The sequence below is a fragment of the Variovorax sp. S12S4 genome, assembly GCF_023195515.1.
Classification (GTDB): Bacteria; Pseudomonadota; Gammaproteobacteria; order Burkholderiales; family Burkholderiaceae_C; genus Variovorax.
The window spans coordinates 1,401,063-1,420,566 of sequence record NZ_JALPKR020000002.1 but is presented as its reverse complement, the minus strand read 5'-3'; the positions used below and the strand labels follow the sequence as shown (position 1 = coordinate 1,420,566).

Below are 19,504 nucleotides of genomic sequence, written 5' to 3'. Positions count from 1 at the left end.
GTGAAGGGCATGGTGCGTCGCGGGTAAAAACCCCGGTGGCGCGCCGGGTATGCCGGTTAGGCCACCTGCATCCGCTCGGCGAAGCGCTCGCGGCGAAAGCGCTCCAGCACAAAGTCGATGAACACCCGCGTCTTGGCCGGCAGCAGCTTCTTGCTCGGGAAATAAATCCAGACCGCGCCCGCATCGAAATGCCACTCGGGCAGCAGGCGCACCAGATCGCCGGTACGCAGCCCCCGCTCGACGAACGGCATCGGCAGCATGGCCACGCCCAGACCCATCAGCGCGGCATGTGCAATTGCTTCCGGGTCGTTGAAGATCGCGCGCGGCCGGGGCAGCTCCACCGTGGTCTGGTCGCCGGTGGCGTGCTGCAGCGTCCAGCTGCGCAGCCGGCCTGTCGGCGAAGAACGGCGCAGCAGCGCATCGAACTGCGCCAACTCGGCTGGATGGCCGGGCAGCGTGCGGCCCGCCAGGTACCCCGGGGCGGCCACCGCCACCACGTGAATGCGCGCCAGCTCGCGCGCCACCATGCCGGGCGACAGCTCGATGCCGCCGCCAATGGCCGCGTCGAAGCCCTCGCCCACCAGGTCCACCTGCTGGTTGTCGAAATGCCAGTCGGGCAGGATCGACGGGTAGCGCGCAAGAAACTCGCCCATCAGCGGCAAGACATGCTCGCGGCCGAACGCCTGGCCCATGCTCACCTTCAGCGTGCCGGCCGGTTGGCCGTCGTCCTTCGAGACATCGGCCACCGCGTCTTTCAGCGTTGCGAGCGCCCCGCCGATCTGCCCCAGGAACCGCTCGCCGCCCTCCGTCAGCGTGAGGCGGCGCGTGCTGCGCTGAAACAGCCTGACGCCCAGGCGCGCTTCGAGCCGGGCAACGTTCTTGCTGACCGCCGCGGGCGTGAGCCCCAACCTTCGGGCGGCGGCCGAGAAGCTGCCGCTTTCCGCGCTCTGGACAAAAGAATCGAGGTGATTGAGCGGTTCCATTCGCTCATTTTCAACCAATGGTTGAATTTGATTGCACCAATTGACGGCTACCGCGAGGGTAATGAAATCCTGACACTGAAGGTCTTCCACTTCACAACTGCAGGAAACAACATGGCCTCCACCCCCAACCCACCACTCCCGTCCTGGCCGGCAAGGTCGCTTTCATCACCGGCGGTTCGCGCGGAATCGGCGCCGCCATCGTGCGCCGCCTGGTTCGCGACGGCGCCGCAGTGGCCTTCAGCTACGCCAGCTCCAGCGCTCCGGCCGAAGAACTCGCGCGCAGCATCGAAGCCGAAGGCGGCCGCGCACTGGCGCTGAAGATCGACAGCGCCGATGCCGCCGCGCTCACCGCCGGTATCGACGAAGCGGCCCGCACGTTCGGCAAGATCGACGTGCTGGTGAACAACGCCGGCGTGTTCCTCGGCGGCAGCCTCGACGACTTTTCGCTCGAGGACTTCGACAAGACGCTCGACATCAACGTGCGCGCCGTGTTCGTCGCGGCCAAGGCGGCTTCGCGCCACATGGGCGAAGGCGGCCGCATCATCAACATCGGCAGCACCAACGCCGAGCGCATGCCCTGGCCCGGCGGCAGCGCCTATGCCATGAGCAAGTCGGCGCTGAAAGGGCTGGTGCAGGGCCTCGCGCGCGACCTTGGCCCGCGCGGCATCACGGTCAACAACGTGCAGCCCGGCCCGGTCAACACCGACATGAACCCGGTCGACGGCCCGAACGCCGCCGCCATGCACGGCCTGATGGCGCTCGCCCGCCATGCGCATCCCGAAGAAATTGCAGGCATGGTGGCGTACCTGGCCAGCCCCGAGGCCGGTTTTGTGACGGGCGCGAGCCTGAACATCGACGGCGGCTTCGCGGCCTGAACGGCTGAACTGATGGGTCCCTCAGGGCCCGGCATCAGCCCAGCAGTTTTTTCGCGGCCGCCACCACGGCTTCGGCGTCGACGCGCGATTGCGCTTCGAGCACCGGCGCATAGCCGACCGGAATGCGCGGCGCGCCGAGCCGCGCCACGCGGCACCCGGTGGCTTCGGCGGCGCTGGCCGCAATCTCGGCACCGAAGCCGGCCACCTGCACCGCCTCGTGCATCACCAGCAGCCGCTGCGTGCGCGCGCAAGAAGCAAGCACCGTCTCGCGGTCCCACGGCCAGAGCGTGCGCAGGTCGATCAGGTCGGCCTCGATGCCTTCGGCCGAGAGCGCATCGCAGGCGGCTGTGCATGCCTGCACCTGCTTGCTCCAGCTCACGATCGTGATCGCGTTGCCTTCGCGTACGCGCCGCGCCTTGCCAAGCGGCACGGCCATGTCTTCGTCCACGTTACCGCGCAGGCCCCACAGCGTCTTGTGCTCGATGTAGACCACCGGATCGCCGCACTGCAGGGCGGCGCGCAGCAGGCTGTAGTTGTCCTGCGGCGTCGAAGGGCTGACCACCACCACGCCCGGCAGGTGCGCGAACCACGCTTCGAGCGACTGCGAATGCTGCGCGGCCGAAGCGTCCCAGATGCCGCCCGGCATGCGCGCCACCAGCGGCACCCGGCCCTGTCCGCCGAACATGAAGCGGTTCTTGGCAGCCTGGTTCACCAGCTCATCCATGCCGCACAGCGCAAAGTCGACCACGCGCATCTCGACCACCGGGCGCAGGCCTGCGAGTGCCATGCCCACGCCGGCACCCATGATCGCGGCCTCGCTGATCGGCGTGTCGATCACACGCTCGGCGCCGAAGGTCTGCTGCAGCCCCTTGTACTGGCCGAAGATGCCGCCGCGGCCCACGTCTTCGCCGAGCACCACCACGCGTGCATCGGCTTCCATTTCGCGTTGAACCGCGAGCACCGCGGCTTCGGAGTAGCTCAAATCCTTGTTCAGTGCCATTGGCCGGCTCCGATGTTCTGCACGTCGCTGAAAGCGGCGGTGGCGTCGGGCCAGGGTGCCGCATCGGCAATGGCCAGGGCGGTATCGACTTCATCGCGGGCAGCGTTTTCAATCGCGTCGAGCGTGGCAGCGCTGACGCCGTGCGACAACAGGTGTCCGCGTGCCCGTGCAATCGGATCGGTTTCGAGCGCCGCCGCGAGTTCGGCCGGATCGCGGTACGCCGCCAAGTCGACCGAGACATGCCCCTTCACCCGGTAAGTCAGCGCATGCAGCAGGCGCGGCCCGCCGCCGTCGCGCACTTCGCGCACCAGTCGCGCAGCGGTTTCATGCACCGCGAACACATCGTTGCCATCGACCTGCGTAGCTGCAATGTCCATGGAGGCAGCACGCGCCGATGCACCCTCGCCCGCCGTCATCGGCCCGCTTGCGGTGGTGGCGCTCCAGCGGTTGTCCTCGCAGACGAAGAGCACCGGCAGGTCGTACACGCGCGCCCAGTTCAGCGCCTCGAGAAAGGGGCCGCGGTTGATTGCGCCGTCGCCGAAAAAGCAGACCGTGATGTCACCGTTTTTCTTGAGCACCTTTTGCGCATGTGCGGCGCCCACGGCAATCGGCAGGCCGGCCGCCACCACGCCGTTGGCGCCGAGCATGCCGACCGAAAAGTCCGCAATGTGCATCGAGCCGCCCTTGCCGCCGTTGAAGCCCGTGGCCTTGCCGAACAGCTCGCACATCATGCGGACCAGGTCAGCGCCCTTCGCCAGCGTGTGGCCGTGGCCGCGGTGCGTGGAGGTGAGGTAATCGCTCACGCGCAGATGGGCGCACACGCCTGCCGGCACCGCCTCTTGTCCGGTTGAAAGATGCAGCGGCCCGCGCACCTTGGCGGAACCGGCGGCCTGCTGGCCATAGGCGCTCACGCCACCCTGGCTCGCCGCTTCGGCGGCGTTCTCGAAGGCCCGGATGCGGACCATGGTGCGGTACAGCGCCTTGCCGATGATTTCTGGCGTGGCGTTTGAATTGCTCGAAACCATTTTGTCTCCAGCGCCGGTGATGCGGGCGCATGGGAAAAAATGGTATCAAGCGTGACAAGCCTTCGGCACGGGGCTTACCCCCGACGCGTCTCGGTTGCCTCGGCCGCTTCTTGCAGGCACTGCGCGAGCCGTCCCACGATGGGCGGACTGGCTCGCGGCTTTCGTTGGAGAAGGCCCACCTCCCTGTAGAACGTGAGCTCGCCGAGCGAGAGCACGCGAACGCTCGCAGGCAGCGGAAGGTGCGCCTCGACCAGCGGCACCAGGGCAACGCCCAGCCCCTTCGATGTCATGTGGATGAGCCCCGGAATTTCGTCGAGCTCGATCGAGTCGTTGACCACTATGCCTTCGCGGCGCAGGAACCGTTCCACCATGCGTCCGCCGAACGATGCGCGGTCGTAGCGCAGGAACGGTTGCTCCTGGATGAGGGTGCGCCAGTCTTTCCCCGGCATTTTCCTGGGTGCAATGAGCACGTACGGCTCATGCACCAGCGATTGCCACGTCAGGTCCGGAAGAATGCCGAAGGGCGGCCTGATGATCACCGCCGCGTCGATGACACCGGCGTCCAGGTCGTCCATCAGCCGCATCGACACGCCGGGCGACACATGCACGCGAAGTTGCGGAAGCTCCTTGCGCAGGCTGGCAAGCGCCCGCGCGAGCAGCGTCGATTGGGTCGAGGCGATGGCGCCGATCCGCAGCAGTCCGCCATGGGCGGCTTCCTCCGGCAGTTCGCCGAGCTTTGCATAGAGCGTGCAGATTTCTTCCGCGCGTGTCAGCGTCGTCTCGCCCGCCGCGTTCAAGGTGGCCGACCGGCCCGTCCTGTCGAAGAGCTCGAATCCCAACGCCTCTTCGAGCCGCTTGATCTGGCTGCTGACGGCCGATTGCGTCAGGCCGATGCGCTCGCCCGCGGCGGCAAACGTGCCGTGTCGGCACACGGCAATGAAGGTTCTGAGCTCGTTGATCATGGCCCGAGCATCTCAAGAATCGATGCCCGGTTCAACGACTCATCGCTCGGAGCCATGCATCGACCCGTTACCGCGCCTCGTACTCTTCCATCGGCTTGTCGGTCGGGTTCGCCCAAGCGGCCTTGGTCAGTGCGCTTGCCGGCAGGCCGACCTTCGAGTTGTGGGGCGGAATAGGCTGCACAAACCACTTGTCGTAGATGCGCGCGGCCTCTCCGCTCCTGGCGAGCGACACCACGCTCTGGTCGACGAGCTTCTTGAATGCCGCGTCGCCCTTCGGAAGCATGATTGCAATCGGCTCCACGCTGAGCACCTGGTCGAGCAGCCTGTACTGCGCCGGCTCCCTGCTCTTGGAGATCAGCGTGGCAAGAATCTGGCCATCGGCCGCAAAGCCGTCCACGCGGCCCGATTCGAGCAGCAGGAAGCCCTCGCTGTTGTCCTTGGCCAGCACCTCCGCAATTTCGCCCGCACCATCGCGCTTGAGCTTTCGCAGGATTTGCACAGACGTGGTGCCCGTTGTCGCGGCCACGGCCTTGCCGGCAAGCTGGGCCGGGGAAGCAATGCCGGAAGCTGCCTTGACGGCGATGCGAACTCCTTCGACGTAGAGCGTGGGCGCAAACGCCACGTCTTTCTGCCGCGCCGTGTTGTTGGTCGTGGTGCCGCACTCGATGTCGACCGTTCCGTTCTGCACCAGGGCAATGCGGTTCTGCGGCGTGACCAGCTGGTACTTCACATTGATCTTTTCGAGCTGCAGCGCCTTTCGGATGTCCGCGATGACACGCTCGCAGACTTCGACATGAAAGCCCGTGTAGCTGCCTGGCCCGAGCGTGAAGGACATGGCGCCCGAAGCGTCCCGCACGCCCATGGTGATGGCACCGGATTCCTTGATCTTCTTCAAGGTGTCGGTTTGCGCAGAAGCGTTCGCCGTCGAAAGCAGCAGAGCCGCAGCAGCGGCGCTCGCGATGAGCAAAGGAGTTTTCATGCGGCGCTTCTTTCTCAAACGGCGAACAGCGAATCCAGATTCGCGAACGACTTCATTTCGATGGCGTTGCCCGAGGGGTCGAGAAAGAACATCGTTGCCTGTTCGCCCGGCTCGCCCTTGAAGCGGATGTAGGGCTCGATCACGAACCTGGTTTGCCGCGCGACGAGCTTGTCGGCCATGGCCTGCCACCTGTCCATTGGAAGAATGGCGCCGAAATGGCGCACGGGCACGTCGTGCCCGTCCACCGCGCTGCTGGCCTTGTGGCCGCATTCGTCGGGGGCGAGGTGCGCCACGATCTGGTGGCCGTAGAAATCGAAGTCGACCCATTCGGGCGCACTGCGGCCCTCGGGGCATCCGAGCAGATTGCCATAGAACGCACGCGCTTCGGCAATGTCGCGGACCGGAAAAGCCAGGTGAAAAGGGATTCTTTCGTGGGGAGCGTTCATGGCGGACATCGCAGCTGGGAGTTGAAGGTGGGCAAACTTTAAGCAGCGAGCCTCATAACCGAAAACGATATATCTCGTTGCTGAGCATCGATTTCTTCAATGCTTTGCAGCCGCCTTGCACTTTGAAACCAGGCTTATCGGGAATTCCCGGATGACCTTGGCCCAACACCAATGGGATAGTTAGTTCGCCCTTCAAACTAACTAATTTCTTACACGGCGTTTTCGCCGGGCACCACCACAGGAGAGACATCGATGCAACTCAAGCACACCTTGGCCGCCATGGCCTTCGGCCTCACCGCAGTGAGCGCATTGGCCCAGACCGTGGTCGGCGTGAGCTGGTCCAACTTCCAGGAAGAGCGATGGAAGACGGACGAGGCTGCCATCAAGGCCCAGCTCGAGAAGCTCGGCGCCAAGTACATCAGCGCCGATGCGGGTGGTTCGCCTGAAAAGCAGCTGGGCGATATCGAGGGGCTGATGTCCAAGGGGGCCAAGGCGCTCATCGTGCTTGCGATGGACAAGGACGCGATCCTGCCCGCCATCACCAAGGCCACGCGCCAGAAGGTGCCCGTGGTGGCGTATGACCGGTTGATCGAAGCGCCCGGCGTCTTCTACATCACGTTCGACAACGTCGAGGTCGGCCGCATGGAGGCGCGCGAGGTGTTCAAGGTCAAGCCCAAGGGCAACTACGTGATCATCAAGGGCTCGCCGAGCGACCCGAACGCGGACTTTTTGCGTGCGGGCCAGCAGGAGGTGCTGGACGCCGCCGTGAAGAAGGGCGACATCAAGATCGTCGGCGACGAATACACCGAAGGCTGGAAGCCCGAGGTCGCGCAAAAGAACATGGAGCAGATCCTCACCAAGGTCGGCAACAAGGTCGACGCGGTGGTGGCAGCGAACGATGGCACCGCCGGCGGTGCGGTGGCCGCGCTCACGGCCAAGGGCCTGCGCGGCATTCCGGTGTCGGGCCAGGACGCCGACTTTGCGGCGCTCAACCGCATTGCACTGGGCACGCAGACCGCCACCATCTTCAAGGACTCGCGCGAGCTCGGACGCGAGGCCGCCAGCGCTGCCATCGCACTGTCGCAAGGCAAGCCGGTCGAAAAGGCCGCGCCCTGGAATTCCGGGCCGAAGAAGATCTCGCTCTCGTCGCGCCTGCTCACGCCGGTGCCAGTCACGCGCGACAACCTCGACGTGGTCGTGAAGGCCGGCTGGATCAAGAAGGACGAGCTCTGCAAGGGCGTTCCGGCGGCCAGCGCGCCCGCGGCCTGCAAGTAGTGACAACAGCAGCAACAACGACGGCTGCGAGCACAACCGCTCGCTGTTGATCGGCGCAGCACTGCGCCGGCCGGCCCGCGGGCCCGGCCGGAGAGCTGCCGCACACCTGTACCTTCGAGAGGGCACAAAAAAAATGAGCAACCAAACACCAGGCTGGTGGCGGCGCACCGGCGTCGACCTGCGGCTGCTGTTGATGAGCGTGCTGCTGATCGCGATGGGCGTGGTCTTCAACGTGATGTCCGGCGGCGTGTTTCTTTCGCCCGAGAACCTCTACAACGTGGCGCAGCAGACGGCCGTGGTGGGCATCGTGTCGACGGTGATGGTGCTGGTCATCGTCGCGCGCCACATCGACCTCTCGGTGGGCTCCGTCATGGGCTTCGTCGGCGTGCTGATCGCCTACCTGCAATACACCTCGGGCTGGTCGTGGCCCACGGCCTGCCTGGCGGGCCTTGCGGTGGCGCTGCTGGTGTCCATCTACCAGGGCTGGCTCACCGCCATGCTGGGCGTACCGTCGTTCGTGGTCACGCTGGGCGGCCTGATGTCGTTTCGCGGCGCAGCCTTCCTGGTGGCCGACGGCAAGACACAGCCGGTGAACGACGAGTTCTTTCAGAGGCTCGGCGGAGGCTACGACGGCGGCATTGGCACCACGGCAACCTGGGCTATCGCTGCTTTCGTGGCACTGGTGCTGTTCGCCCGCATGCTGCAGAAGCGCCGCGCCCGCGCCCATCATGAAATGCCCAACGAGCCGCTGTGGATGGAGGTGCTGCTGACGGCGGTGCCCGCAGCCGTGGTGTTCGTCTTCGCGGCGGTCATGAACAACTACCAGATTGCCTCTAAGGACGCGCCGCAGGGCCTGCCGATTCCGGTGCTGATCTGGGCCGTGGTGGCTATCGTGCTCTCGTTCATCGTTCACCGCACGCGCTTCGGTCGCTACGTTTTCGCGATGGGCGGCAACCCCGATGCGGCGGCGCTGGTGGGCATTCCGGTGAAGCGCGTCACGCTGATGCTGTTCGCGTTGCTCGCGGTGCTGGTCACGGTGGCGGCCATCGTGTCGATTGCACGCCTCAATGCCGGCACCAACTCGCTGGGCACCGGCATGGAGCTGTACGTGATCGCGGCGGCCGTCATCGGCGGCACCGCACTCGCGGGCGGTACCGGCTCGATCTTCGGCTCGGTGCTGGGCGCGCTCATCATGCAGTCGCTCGACAGCGGCATGCTGCTGCTCGACGTCCCCATCGGCAAGCGCATGGTGATCATCGGGCAGGTGCTGATCGTGGCTGTTGTGTTCGACGTGCTGTATCGGCGCAAGTTTGGGGAGAACTAGATGAACTTGCGTCGTTCACGGTCTGGTTCGGGGCGCGCACCCGCCGACGGGGTACCTTTCTCCGCGAATGTCCCCCGGCCTGCGGCCTCCTCCTTTATTTCGCTGCGCAAGGCACCCCGCCAGCGGGAGCGTTGCAAAGAGCGGTCGTTGATCAGCGGTACACCAAGAGCGTGTCCCAGTGCACAGGGCATCGGGTGCTCCACGCAGCGAAATAAAGGAGGAGGCCGCAGGCCGGGGGACATTCGCGGAGGGGGAGTACCCGGTGGCCTTTGCACACGCCCTGAACAACAACGTGCCCACAGCAACGGAAGCCAGATGACCACGCCAGACACCGCAAAACCTTTGGTCGAACTGCGCGAAATCCGCAAAGCCTTCGGCGGCGTAAAAGCCGTGGACGGTGTGAGCATCAACCTCCACCCCGGTGAAGTGGTCGCAGTGCTGGGCCACAACGGCGCAGGCAAGTCCACGCTCATGAAGATGCTCGCCGGCGCCTACCCGATCGATTCGGGCGACACGCTGATCGCGGGCGAGAAGGTCCACATCCGCACCCCCGCCGAGGCGCAGGCGCTGGGCATCGAGACCATCTACCAGACGCTCGCGCTGGCCGACAACCTCGACTCCGTGTCCAACCTCTTTCTCGGCCGCGAGAAGATGACGCGCTGGAACACGCTCGACGATCATTTCATGGAAGTGCAGGCGCGCAAGGTGTTCCAGCGCCTGAACAAGAACTTCACCAACATCCGCATTCCGGTGCGCAGGCTCTCGGGTGGACAGCGGCAGGTGGTGGCGATCTCGCGCGCGCTGTATTTCAACGCGCGCATTCTCATCATGGACGAGCCCTGTGCCGCCCTCGGGCCCGAAGAAACCGCCATGGTCGGCGGGCTCGTGAAGCAGCTCAAGGCCGACGGTGTCGGCATCTTCCTGATCACGCACGACATGCCCGATGTGTTCTCCCTCAGCGACCGCGTCGCCGTCATGAAGAACGGCAAGCTCGTGGGCACCTACCGCACCGCCGACGTTACCGAAGACGAAGTGCTCGGCATGATCATCGCCGGCAAGCGCCCCGAAGGAAAAGAGCAGGCGCACAGGTGAACGCGGTCGTGGTTCGTGCGCTGGGGGCTGGTTCATGACCATCGGCGACCAGCAACTCCTCAAGCGAATGAACCGCAGCGCACTGCTGCGCCTGCTGCGCGCGCGGCCCGGCCTGTCGCGTGCGCGGCTGGCCGCGGAAAGCGGGCTCACCAAATCGACCGTGAGCCTGCTGGTGCGCGAACTGCTTGACGAGGGCTGGCTCAGCGAAGCGGGTGCCACTGTTGCCGATGGCTTGGGGCGCCCCTCCACGCCGCTGCAGATCAACGTCGGCGTGCGCGCGTTGATGGGCGTCGAGATCGCGGTCGAAACGGTGCGTCTCGTGTGCGTCTCGCTGCAGGGCGAAGTGCTTCATGCCGACACGCAAGCGCTGGCCGACGGCACGCCCGCGGGCGTATGCGCGCAGGTCGCGCGCATGGCCGCGGCGGCGCACGCGCGGCTGAAAAGCCTCGGGCTGCGCCTGTCGAGCATCGGTGTCGGCGTGCCGGGCGCGGTGGACGATTGCACCGGCGTGGTCCGCTTCGCGCCCAATCTCGGCTGGCGCAATGTGAGCCTGCTGCCTGCGCTAGAGAAAGCCTTTGCCGCTGCGGGGCTTCCGGGCGTGACCGTGCAGCTGCAGAACGATGCCGATGCCGGCGCACTCGGCGAGTATGAATTTTTCGGCAGCGAAGGCGGAGACCCGCTGATCTTCGTCAGCTGCGACGTGGGCGTGGGCGCCGGCGTGGTGCTGAACGACCGCCTCTTCACCGGCGCGCAGGGCATGGCCGGTGAGATCGGCCACACCATCCTGCAGATCGACGGGCCGCTGTGCTCGTGCGGCCGCCGGGGCTGCGCCGAAGCCTTCTTCGGCTCGCGCGCGCTCGAGCGCGAAGCGCCCGGCATGGCGCATGCGGCCGCCGTCCTCGGTGTGCTGCTGCAGAACCTGTGGGTCACCTTCGATCCACGCGCCATCGTGCTCGGCGGCAAGTCGTGCACCAACCATCCCGGCCTGTTGCAAGCGGCCTTCAAAGTGGTCGAGCGCCAGGCCGAAGCGGCCGGCATGCCCGCGCCCGACCTGCGCCTGGCGCGCTACGGCGAACTTGCAGCCGCTGTCGGCGCTGCGGCACTGGCGCTGCATGAATACCTGCGGCCGCTGCAGCCCGATGCGCGCACGCGCCGTGCCCGCGCCGCGCGCGAAGACCGAGTACCTTCGAACTAAAAGACTCTCTTCAAAGCGGCATCGCCACCGGCATTGCACGGCCACATGCGCAAACCGCCTACGCGCGTCGCCGTGGCCTTGGCCTAGGTTCTTGACTTCGCAGTCTCCAAGAACCCGGGAACAACAAGGAGCTTCATGCCATGCCCGACGCCGCCGCGCGCCTACGTGCGCCTTCTTCCACGCTGCTGACTGTCACCGCGGTGGTCATCGGCCTTGCGGGCCTGGCGCTGGGTGCGGCGGGCGCGTGGCTCGTCGTGCTCGGCGGCTCCTGGTACTACGTGGCTGCGGGGCTCGGACTCATCCTTGCCGCGGTGCTGCTGCCGCGCGGAGGCGGCGCGGGCGTGTGGGTCTATGCGCTCGTGGTGGCATTCACGTTGGCATGGGCCTTGTGGGAGGTGGGCTTCGACTGGTGGCCGCTGGCGGCGCGCGGCGATGTGTTCTTCGTGATCGGCGTGTTCCTGCTCACCCCGTGGGTGGCGGCGCGCGCTTGTGCGCCGCAACGCCGTTGGCGTGGCGCCCGCGCGCGGTTTTCTTGGCGTGGTGCTGTTGGCCTTTCTGCTGGCCGCGCTGGTTTCGTGGACGCGAGACCCCGCCACGCGTGTGGAAGGCACCATGCCCGCACCCACGGCACCTGTGGCCGCCGCCGCTACACCCGCCAGCCCGCCGCCCCCCAGGCAGGATTGGACTGCCTATGGCGGCAACGGCATGGGCCAGCGCTATTCGGCGCTCGACCAGATCACGCCGGCCAACGTCGGCCAGCTTCAGGAAGCGTGGCACTTTCGCACCGGCGACGTGCGCGGCCAGAGCGGCGACCCCGAGGAGACGACCTTCGAGGTCACGCCGCTGAAAATCGGCGAGCGGCTTTTTCTTTGCACGCCGCACCAGTCGGTGGTGGCGCTGAACGCGACCACGGGTGAGCAGCTGTGGCGCTACACGCCCGAGATTCGCCGCCCCCTCGCATTGCAGCACCTGACTTGCCGCGGCCTTTCGTATGACCCCGGCAGTGCCGTGCGGCCCGCGGCCGCTTCCACTGCTACGCCGGCACCCGCTGCGCAAGCACCCGCACCCGCACCCGCCGGTGGCGATTGCGACGCCAAGCTCTTCATGCCCACCGCGGATGGCCGCATCCTCGCGCTCAACCCCGAGAGCGGCAAACCCTGCATGCGCTTCGGCGGCGGCACCGGCCAGATCGACCTCTGGAAGAACATGCCCAACGTGAAGCCCGGCTCCTACTACTCGACCTCGCCCGTGGTCGTGACGCGCTCGCTCATCATCGTCGGCGGTACCGTGCTCGACAACGTCTCGACCCAGGAGACCTCGGGCGTGATCCGCGCCTTCGACATCGACACCGGCGCGCTGGTGTGGAACTGGGACTCGGGCAACCCGGATGAAACCGCGCCCATTGCGGCCGACCGCACGTACACCGCCAATTCGCCGAACAGCTGGTCGATCTCCAGCGTCGACGAGGCGCTGGGCATGGTCTACGTGCCCACCGGCAACCAGCCGCCCGACCAGTGGGGCGGCAAGCGCACCGAAGGGGCGGAGCGCTACTCGTCGTCGGTGGTGGCGCTCGACCTGGCCACCGGCCGTGTGCGCTGGAGCTTCCAGACCGTGCACCACGACTTGTGGGACTACGACGTTCCCTCGCAGCCCAGCCTCATCGACTTGCGCGTAGGCAACGAGACAGTGCCCGCGCTGGTGCAGCCCACCAAGCAGGGCGAGCTGTTCGTGCTCGACCGCCGCGACGGCAAACCCGTGGTGAACGTGCATGAGCGGCCCGCGCCGCAAGGCCCGGCGGAAGGCGACCACACTTCGCTCACGCAACCCGTGTCGGACCTGTCTTTCGATCCGCCCGCGCTCACGCCGGCCGACATGTGGGGCGGCACCGTGTTCGACCAGCTCGCGTGCCGCATCGCATTTCATCGCCTGCGCTACGAGGGCCGCTACACACCGCCTTCGACCGAGGGCTCGCTGATCTACCCGGGCAACTTCGGCGTCTTCAACTGGGGCAGCGTCGCCGTCGATCCGCAGCGGCAGATGGCGTTCACCACGCCCGCCTCGCTGGCCTTCGTGTCCAAGCTCATTCCGCGCAAGGACGACACCTCGCTCTACGTGCAGGGCAAGGACCGGCCCAACGACAGCCTGCCCGCGCTCAACGAGAACTTCGGTGCGCCCTTCGCGGTGCAGCTCAGCGCCTTCACCTCGGTGCTGGGCCTGCCGTGCCAGGCACCGCCCTGGGGCCACGTGGCGGGGGCCGACCTGCGCACCGGCAGGGTGGTGTGGAAGCACAAGAACGGCACCGTGCGCGACAGCTCGCCGTTGCCGCTGCCCTTTGCGATGGGCGTGCCCAGCCTCGGCGGACCGATCATGACGGCCGGTGGCGTGGCCTTCTTGTCGGGCACGCTCGACTACTACCTGCGCGCCTATGACGTCGCCAACGGCAAGGAGCTGTGGCGCAGCCGCCTGCCGGCCGGCGGACAGGCCACGCCCATGACCTACGCTGGCAGCGACGGACGCCAATACGTGGTGGTGGCCGCGGGCGGCCATGGTTCCCTCGGCACGAGCACGGGCGACCATGTGATCGCCTACGCATTGCCCAAGCGCTGAGGGCTCAGCCCGCTGCGAGCGGCGCGCCCTGGCCGTCCTCTTCGCGCCAGCCGCGCAAGCGGCGGTACAGCGTGCCGCGCGACACGCCCAGCTGGCGCGCCGCCTGCGACACGTTGCCGCCTTGCGCCGCCAGGGCTTCCTCGATCAGCTTGCGGCTGTGCTCGCGCAGGGTTTCGCCATGCGACGCTTCCGCTTGCATGGGGTTCGGCATGGCCGGGTCCGCGCAACCTTCTGCCACAGGCGCCTTCATCGCGGCTGCAGGTTCGACCGGCAACACCGGCGCGGCCTCGCCGGGCATGGCCACCGCGTTCCTGAAGTCGGCGCCGTCCGCAGCCTTCAGCCGCGCCTGCACCCAAACGCCGAGGCCACTCGCCAAGCGCATCGGCTGCGCGGCCTCGCGACGGCCCAGCCGCAGCAGGCTCGCCAGATCGTGGCCCAGCATCGACTCCACAGCGCGCTCGCAAGTGTCTTCAGGCAGGCGGCCGATCAGCCGCGCGCCGGCGCCGTTGAGCCAGGCAATGGTGCCGTCGGGCGCCACGCCGGCCAGCGCTTCCATCGGCGTGCCGAGCAGGTTGGGGCTGGCCTGAAAGCGCAGGATCAGGTGATCGCACGACTGTGCCTGCAGCAGTCGGTTCTCGATGATCGTCGCGTACAGCGCCACCATCGACGCCGCGTCGAAACCGAAGCGCCGCGCTTCCATCGTGATGTCGAGCACGCCGGCCAGCTGGCCTGTCACGCCGCGAATGGGCGCTGCGGCGCATTGCATCTGCGACAGCACGTCGAAGTAGTGCTCCGCCCCGTCGACGGTGCAGGCCTGCCCGGTGGTCGCCACGATACCCGGCGCGGTGGTGCCGACGATGCGTTCGGAAATGTTCACGCCCACGCGCGCCGTCTTGCGCAGCACCGGCTGGTATGCGGCGGCCGGCTGTTGCGTGACATGCACCACCACGCCTTCGCCGTCGGTCAGGATCACGCGGCAATCGGTGCCCGCGAGCGCACTTTCCATGCTCGCGAGTTCCTGCCGCGCCACTTCGAGCAGCTCGCGGTTGCGCGCCAGCGTGGCGTGCAGCCGGCTGGGCGTGACCGCGTCGAAGGGAACGATGCGCTGCCTGTCGCTGTGCGTGCGGGTGCAGCGCAGCCACGACTGGATCACTGCTTCGCCGACCAGCCCCGAGGGCCGCACGCCTTCCTCGAAGAACTGCTGCCGCGCGAGCGCCACGCGCTGCGCCGGCGTCGTTGAAAAGAGTTGGCGCGGCGCATTGGCCTTGCCCAGCCTTTCGAAAGCCATGCTGTTCGCTGCTCCTCGAAACGGGGAAATCGGAGGGGACGAAGGGGAGTTGCTGACCCCTGCGAATGTGTTCCGCAATGGAACAGCGCCGGACTGGGGAAATCCCGAGGGTGAAGGCGAGTGCGGCAAAAACGATCCTTGCGGCACAAAGGAGACTCACGATGAAAAAGATCCACTCCGGCCTGCTTGTGCTTGCCGGTGCATTGCTGAGCCTGTGCGCGCCGGTGGCCACCGCGCAGGGTTCCGCCAGCGCACAAGACCGCGCGGGCGCTGCCGTCAAGAAGGTCAACGGCGACTTCATTCGCGCCAACGCGGCCCAGAAGAAGACACCCGACTGGCCAAGCTACGGCCTCGACTACGCCGAGACCCGTTTCAGCAAGCTCGACCAGGTGAACGCCGGCAACGTGAAGCAGCTCGGCCTGGTGTGGTCGTACAACCTGGAGTCCACGCGCGGCGTGGAGGCCACGCCGCTGGTGGTGGACGGCATCATGTACGTCACGGCCTCGTGGAGCGTGGTGCACGCCGTCGACACGCGTACCGGGCAGAGGCTCTGGACCTTCGATCCGCAGGTCGACAAGTCCAAGGGCTTCAGGGGCTGCTGCGACGTGGTGAACCGCGGCGTGGCGCTGTACGAGGGCAAGGTCTACGTGGGCGCTTACGACGGGCGCCTGATCGCACTCGATGCGGCCACGGGCCAGAAGGTCTGGGAGAAGAACACCATCGAGGGGCAGAAGGGCTCCTACACCATCACCGGCGCGCCGCGCGTCTTCAAGGGCAAGGTCATCATCGGCAACGGCGGCGCCGAGTACGGTGTGCGCGGCTACGTCACGGCCTACGACGCCGCCACGGGCGAGCAGAAGTGGCGCTGGTTCACCGTGCCGGGCGATCCGTCCAAGCCCTTCGAGGACGAGTCGATGGCGCGCGCGGCCAAGACCTGGGACCCCAGCGGCAAATATTGGGAAGCCGGCGGCGGCGGCACCGCGTGGGACACCTTCGCCTTCGATCCCGAGCTCAACCTGATGTACGTGGGCACCGGCAACGGCTCGCCGTGGGCGCGCAGCAAGCGCAGCCCCGGCGGCGGAGACAACCTCTACCTCGGCTCGGTGGTGGCCCTCAACCCCGACACCGGAAAGTACGTGTGGCACTACCAGGAAACCCCGGGCGACAACTGGGACTACACGTCGACCCAGCCCATGATCCTGGCCAACATCCAGATCGGCGGCAAGCCGCGCAAGGTGATCCTGCATGCGCCGAAGAACGGCTTCTTCTTTGTCATCGACCGCACCAACGGCAAGTTCATCTCGGCCAGGAATTTTGTCGAGGTGAACTGGGCCACCGGCTACGACACCAACGGCCGCCCGATCGAGATTGCCGCCGCGCGCCAGAACGAAAAGCCCGGCGACAGCATTCCGGGGCCCTTCGGCGCGCACAACTGGCACCCGATGTCGTTCAACCCGCAGACCGGCCTGGCCTATGTGCCCGCGCAGCATGTGCCGCTCAACCTGATGGACGACAAGGACTGGAAGTTCGACCAGAACGTGCCCGGCCGCCCGCATGGCGCCATGGGCTGGAACACCGCCATGTTCGCCAATGCCGAGCCGCCCAAGAGCAAGCCCTTCGGCCGGCTGGTGGCATGGGACCCGGTGGCCCAGAAGGAAGCATGGGGCGTCGACTACGCCTCGCCGTGGAATGGCGGCACGCTCACCACCGCGGGCAACCTGGTGTTTCAGGGCACCGCCGACGGGCGCCTCCTGGCCTACAACGCCAAGACCGGCGAGAAGCTGTGGGAAACCCCCACCGGCACCGGCGTGGTCGCGGCACCCTCGACCTACATGGTCGACGGCAAGCAGTACGTGTCGGTTGCGGTGGGCTGGGGCGGCGTCTACGGGCTGGCGCAGCGCGCCACCGAAAGGCAGGGCCCGGGCACCGTGTACACCTTTGCCGTCGGCGGCACCGCCAAGATGCCGGACTTCGTGCAGTACCGCATGAGCAAGCTGGTCGAAGGCGTGAAGTACGACCCCGCCAAGGTGCAGGCCGGCACCATGCTCTACGTGAGCAACTGCGTGTTCTGCCACGGCGTGCCGGGCGTGGACCGCGGCGGCAACATCCCCAACCTGGGCTACATGGACGCGGCGTACATCGAGAACCTGGACAAGTTCGTGCTCAAGGGCCCGGCCATGGCGCGCGGCATGCCCGACTTCACGGGCAAGCTCTCGGGTGACGACATCGAGAGCATCAAGGCCTTCATCCAGGGCACGGCGGACGCGATACGGCCCAAGTAAAGCAACCAGCCGCAGCATTAAAAAGCCGCCGGACCTGAGGTCCGGCGGCTTTTTACTTGTCCGAAGATTCGAAAACGATCAGTCGGCGTACACGCCTGCGGCCTTGATGATCGGGCCCCACTTGGCGATTTCAGCCGAGACGAACTTCTTGTGCTCGGCCGGCTCCACGCGCTTGTCGGTGGTGATCACCGCGCCAAGGCCTTCCTGGCGCTTGATGAAGCCCGGGTCCTTCATGGCGGCCTTGATGGCTTCGTTGAGCTTCTTCAGCACCGGTGCCGGCGTGCCCTTGGGCGCGTACACGCCGTGCCAGATGGTCACTTCGAAGTCCTTCAGGCCCGATTCGGAGAGCGTGGGCAGGTCTTTCAGCACCGCCGGCGTGGTCAGGCGCTTGGACGTGGTCACGGCGTAGGCCTTGACCTTCTTGGCTTCGATCTGCGACGTGGTGTTGGTGGTCTGGTCGCACAACAGGTCGATCTGGCCGCCCAGCAGGTCGGCAATGGCCGGTGCCGTGCCCTTGTAGGGAACCGGCGTCATCTCGGTCTTGAGGGCGCTCTGGAACAGCAGGCCGCACAGGTGCGAGGCTGCGCCCAGGCCGGCGTTGCCGAGGTTGATCTTGCCCTTGTTGGCCTCGATCCAGCCCGTCAGTTCCTTGTAGTTGTTGGCCGGCAGGCCGGGCTTGCCGATGAGCGTCATCGGCACTTCATTGACCATGCCGAGGTATTCGAAGTCGTTCTCGACGTTGAACGGCAGCTTGCGGTACAGCGCCGGCATGGTCGACATGGCGATGTGGTTCAACAGCAGCGTGTGGCCGTCCGGTGCGGCGCGGGCCACCTTGGCGGTGCCTATGGAGCTGCCGGCGCCGGCGGTGTTGTCCACCACGATGGTCGCGCCGAGGGTCTTCTGCAGCGATTCAGCCAGGTCGCGGGCCACCCGGTCGGTTGGGCCGCCGGCCGTGAACGGCACCACGATGGTGACGGTCTTGCCTGCGGGGAAATCCTGGGCATGGACGCCGACGGCGGCAGCGGCAAGCGCCGTGAGTGCAAGCAGTTTCTTCATGGTGTCTCCGGAGACGGTGAAATTGAAAATGGCCGCGATCATAAGGGCTGACCGTGACCTGACCTCTAGCGAATAGCCCTTAGGACGGGCCCGAAATATGCCCTTTCCTGGGGCATGATGCGCGCTCGCAACTCGCGCCTGAGGGGGCGCGAAAAAATAACCACAACACTGCTGGCCCCAAGGCCGCATCGAGGAGGAATTTCAATGGATCCCTGGGTTTATCCGCGCGAGCGCTGGCTCGGCAACATCACGCTCGGGCTCGGCCTGCTGGTCTGGGCGGCGCTGGTGCTCGGCACTTTCGGCATTGCACTTATTTATGTGCTGCTTGGTTTCATCGGCTACGTATTCGCACAATCGGCCGTCATTGCCTGGATCAAGGGCACGGCCGTCAAGCTCTCGCCCACGCAGCTGCCTGAGCTGCATGCACGCTTCCAGGCGTGCTGCGGCTATCTCGGCATCGAGGAGCCGCCCGAGGCCTACCTGCTGCACGGCGACGGCATCTTCAATGCCTTTGCCACGCGCTTTTTCGGCCGCAACTTCGTCGTGCTGCTGTCCGACGTGGTCGACGCCATGGAAGCGCAGCCCGACGGCATCAACTTCTACATCGGCCACGAACTCGGCCACATCCGCCGCGGCCACCTCACGGGCCACATCTGGCGCGCACCGGTGCTTTGGATTCCGCTGCTCGGCGCCGCCTATTCGCGCGCGCAGGAATACACCTGCGACCTGCACGGCGCCGCCTGCTGCGAGCAGGCCGACTCCCCACCCCGCGCACTCGTGGCACTGGCGGCCGGCGCGCAGCAATGGCGCAATGTCGACCTGCAGCGCTATGCCAACCAATCGGCCGGCAACAGCGGTTTCTGGGCCTCGTTCCATGAATTGATCGCCGGCTATCCGTGGCTCACCAAGCGCGTGGCGCGCACCATCGATCCGGCCGCCAAGTTGCCGAGCCGCAATCCGCTGGCCTATGTGCTCGCGATCTTCGTGCCCTACACCGGTCGCGCCGGCGGCGGCGCGCTTGGCCTGCTGGTGGTGGTGGCCATCATCGGCGTGCTGGCTGCCGTGGCCCTGCCGGCCTACAAGGACTACGAGTCGCGCGCCGCGGTTTAGCAGGC

15 protein-coding genes and 1 pseudogene are annotated in these 19,504 nt (G+C 66.6%); 8 read left to right on the top strand and 8 right to left on the bottom strand.

The features are described from left to right. Positions 1 to 56: 56 nt before the first annotated feature. Entirely contained in the window at positions 57 to 983 is a 927-nt protein-coding gene (locus tag M0765_RS07290; RefSeq protein ID WP_258502833.1) for a LysR family transcriptional regulator, read from the bottom strand. Positions 984 to 1,126: 143 nt separating this feature from the next. Between M0765_RS07290 and M0765_RS07285 the strand changes: the two genes are divergently transcribed. After that, a complete protein-coding gene (locus tag M0765_RS07285; protein WP_258508165.1) occupies positions 1,127 to 1,858 on the top strand; it encodes an SDR family oxidoreductase in 732 nt (243 codons plus the stop codon). Between the two features lie 34 nt (positions 1,859 to 1,892). Here the strand turns inward: M0765_RS07285 and M0765_RS07280 are convergent, their stop codons facing one another. The 5 genes from M0765_RS07280 to M0765_RS07260 form a co-directional block, all read right to left on the bottom strand. Next, the gene (locus M0765_RS07280; protein ID WP_258502831.1) at positions 1,893 to 2,858 is read right to left on the bottom strand and encodes an alpha-ketoacid dehydrogenase subunit beta; all 966 of its coding nucleotides are present in this window, start codon (positions 2,856 to 2,858) and stop codon (positions 1,893 to 1,895) included. Then, positions 2,849 to 3,883 (bottom strand): thiamine pyrophosphate-dependent dehydrogenase E1 component subunit alpha, encoded by a 1,035-nt coding sequence (locus tag M0765_RS07275; protein ID WP_258502829.1) that lies wholly within the window; start codon positions 3,881 to 3,883, stop codon positions 2,849 to 2,851. The genes M0765_RS07280 and M0765_RS07275 overlap by 10 nt, the downstream gene beginning before the upstream one ends. A 74-nt stretch (positions 3,884 to 3,957) precedes the next feature. Further along, entirely contained in the window at positions 3,958 to 4,845 is an 888-nt protein-coding gene (locus tag M0765_RS07270) for a LysR family transcriptional regulator (RefSeq protein ID WP_258502827.1), read from the bottom strand. Positions 4,846 to 4,912: 67 nt separating this feature from the next. Then, on the bottom strand, positions 4,913 to 5,824 hold the full coding sequence (locus tag M0765_RS07265) for an amino acid ABC transporter substrate-binding protein (protein ID WP_258502826.1): 912 nt from the start codon (positions 5,822 to 5,824) through the stop codon (positions 4,913 to 4,915). Positions 5,825 to 5,838: 14 nt separating this feature from the next. Continuing rightward, entirely contained in the window at positions 5,839 to 6,279 is a 441-nt protein-coding gene (locus M0765_RS07260; RefSeq protein WP_258502825.1) for a VOC family protein, read from the bottom strand. A 243-nt stretch (positions 6,280 to 6,522) separates the two neighbouring features. On the opposite strand from M0765_RS07260, the gene xylF reads away from it, so the two are divergent. The 5 genes and pseudogenes from xylF to M0765_RS07235 all read left to right on the top strand — a co-directional run bounded on the left by xylF (position 6,523) and on the right by M0765_RS07235 (position 13,763). Next, positions 6,523 to 7,545 (top strand): D-xylose ABC transporter substrate-binding protein, encoded by a 1,023-nt coding sequence (gene xylF, locus M0765_RS07255; protein WP_258502824.1) that lies wholly within the window; start codon positions 6,523 to 6,525, stop codon positions 7,543 to 7,545. A 133-nt stretch (positions 7,546 to 7,678) separates the two neighbouring features. Then, complete coding sequence (locus tag M0765_RS07250) at positions 7,679 to 8,869, top strand: sugar ABC transporter permease (RefSeq protein WP_258502823.1); 1,191 nt, start codon at positions 7,679 to 7,681, stop codon at positions 8,867 to 8,869. A gap of 315 nt (positions 8,870 to 9,184) precedes the next feature. Next, positions 9,185 to 9,961 (top strand): ATP-binding cassette domain-containing protein, encoded by a 777-nt coding sequence (locus M0765_RS07245; protein WP_126748502.1) that lies wholly within the window; start codon positions 9,185 to 9,187, stop codon positions 9,959 to 9,961. Between the two features lie 34 nt (positions 9,962 to 9,995). Continuing rightward, entirely contained in the window at positions 9,996 to 11,156 is a 1,161-nt protein-coding gene (locus M0765_RS07240; protein ID WP_258502819.1) for an ROK family transcriptional regulator, read from the top strand. Positions 11,157 to 11,296: 140 nt separating this feature from the next. After that, positions 11,297 to 13,763: pseudogene (locus M0765_RS07235) on the top strand (membrane-bound PQQ-dependent dehydrogenase, glucose/quinate/shikimate family). 4 nt (positions 13,764 to 13,767) lie between these two features. On the opposite strand, the gene M0765_RS07230 reads toward M0765_RS07235, so the two are convergent. Beyond that, the gene (locus M0765_RS07230; RefSeq protein WP_258502818.1) at positions 13,768 to 15,051 is read right to left on the bottom strand and encodes a helix-turn-helix domain-containing protein; all 1,284 of its coding nucleotides are present in this window, start codon (positions 15,049 to 15,051) and stop codon (positions 13,768 to 13,770) included. Positions 15,052 to 15,212: 161 nt separating this feature from the next. Between M0765_RS07230 and M0765_RS07225 the strand changes: the two genes are divergently transcribed. Then, on the top strand, positions 15,213 to 17,333 hold the full coding sequence (locus M0765_RS07225; protein ID WP_258502817.1) for a PQQ-dependent dehydrogenase, methanol/ethanol family: 2,121 nt from the start codon (positions 15,213 to 15,215) through the stop codon (positions 17,331 to 17,333). A 78-nt stretch (positions 17,334 to 17,411) separates the two neighbouring features. On the opposite strand, the gene M0765_RS07220 is transcribed toward M0765_RS07225, so the two are convergent. Further along, positions 17,412 to 18,389, bottom strand: coding sequence for a tripartite tricarboxylate transporter substrate-binding protein (locus M0765_RS07220; RefSeq protein WP_258502815.1), 978 nt, complete (start codon positions 18,387 to 18,389; stop codon positions 17,412 to 17,414). Positions 18,390 to 18,593: 204 nt separating this feature from the next. On the opposite strand from M0765_RS07220, the gene M0765_RS28990 reads away from it, so the two are divergent. Beyond that, the gene (locus M0765_RS28990) at positions 18,594 to 19,499 is read left to right on the top strand and encodes a M48 family metallopeptidase (RefSeq protein ID WP_274708768.1); all 906 of its coding nucleotides are present in this window, start codon (positions 18,594 to 18,596) and stop codon (positions 19,497 to 19,499) included. Positions 19,500 to 19,504 lie beyond the last annotated feature (5 nt).

What these genes read in the sequence shown, in the direction of transcription:
- M0765_RS07250 (WP_258502823.1), top strand. Translation starts at nt 7,679, where the DNA reads ATGAGCAACCAAACACCAGGCTGGTGGCGGCGCACCGGCGTCGACCTG.
- M0765_RS07270 (WP_258502827.1), bottom strand. Translation starts at nt 4,845, where the DNA reads ATGATCAACGAGCTCAGAACCTTCATTGCCGTGTGCCGACACGGCACG.
- M0765_RS07240 (WP_258502819.1), top strand. Translation starts at nt 9,996, where the DNA reads ATGACCATCGGCGACCAGCAACTCCTCAAGCGAATGAACCGCAGCGCA.
- M0765_RS07265 (WP_258502826.1), bottom strand. Translation starts at nt 5,824, where the DNA reads ATGAAAACTCCTTTGCTCATCGCGAGCGCCGCTGCTGCGGCTCTGCTG.
- M0765_RS07245 (WP_126748502.1), top strand. Translation starts at nt 9,185, where the DNA reads ATGACCACGCCAGACACCGCAAAACCTTTGGTCGAACTGCGCGAAATC.
- M0765_RS07260 (WP_258502825.1), bottom strand. Translation starts at nt 6,279, where the DNA reads ATGTCCGCCATGAACGCTCCCCACGAAAGAATCCCTTTTCACCTGGCT.
- xylF (WP_258502824.1), top strand. Translation starts at nt 6,523, where the DNA reads ATGCAACTCAAGCACACCTTGGCCGCCATGGCCTTCGGCCTCACCGCA.
- M0765_RS28990 (WP_274708768.1), top strand. Translation starts at nt 18,594, where the DNA reads ATGGATCCCTGGGTTTATCCGCGCGAGCGCTGGCTCGGCAACATCACG.
- M0765_RS07225 (WP_258502817.1), top strand. Translation starts at nt 15,213, where the DNA reads ATGAAAAAGATCCACTCCGGCCTGCTTGTGCTTGCCGGTGCATTGCTG.
- M0765_RS07280 (WP_258502831.1), bottom strand. Translation starts at nt 2,858, where the DNA reads ATGGCACTGAACAAGGATTTGAGCTACTCCGAAGCCGCGGTGCTCGCG.
- M0765_RS07220 (WP_258502815.1), bottom strand. Translation starts at nt 18,389, where the DNA reads ATGAAGAAACTGCTTGCACTCACGGCGCTTGCCGCTGCCGCCGTCGGC.
- M0765_RS07230 (WP_258502818.1), bottom strand. Translation starts at nt 15,051, where the DNA reads ATGGCTTTCGAAAGGCTGGGCAAGGCCAATGCGCCGCGCCAACTCTTT.
- M0765_RS07290 (WP_258502833.1), bottom strand. Translation starts at nt 983, where the DNA reads ATGGAACCGCTCAATCACCTCGATTCTTTTGTCCAGAGCGCGGAAAGC.
- M0765_RS07275 (WP_258502829.1), bottom strand. Translation starts at nt 3,883, where the DNA reads ATGGTTTCGAGCAATTCAAACGCCACGCCAGAAATCATCGGCAAGGCG.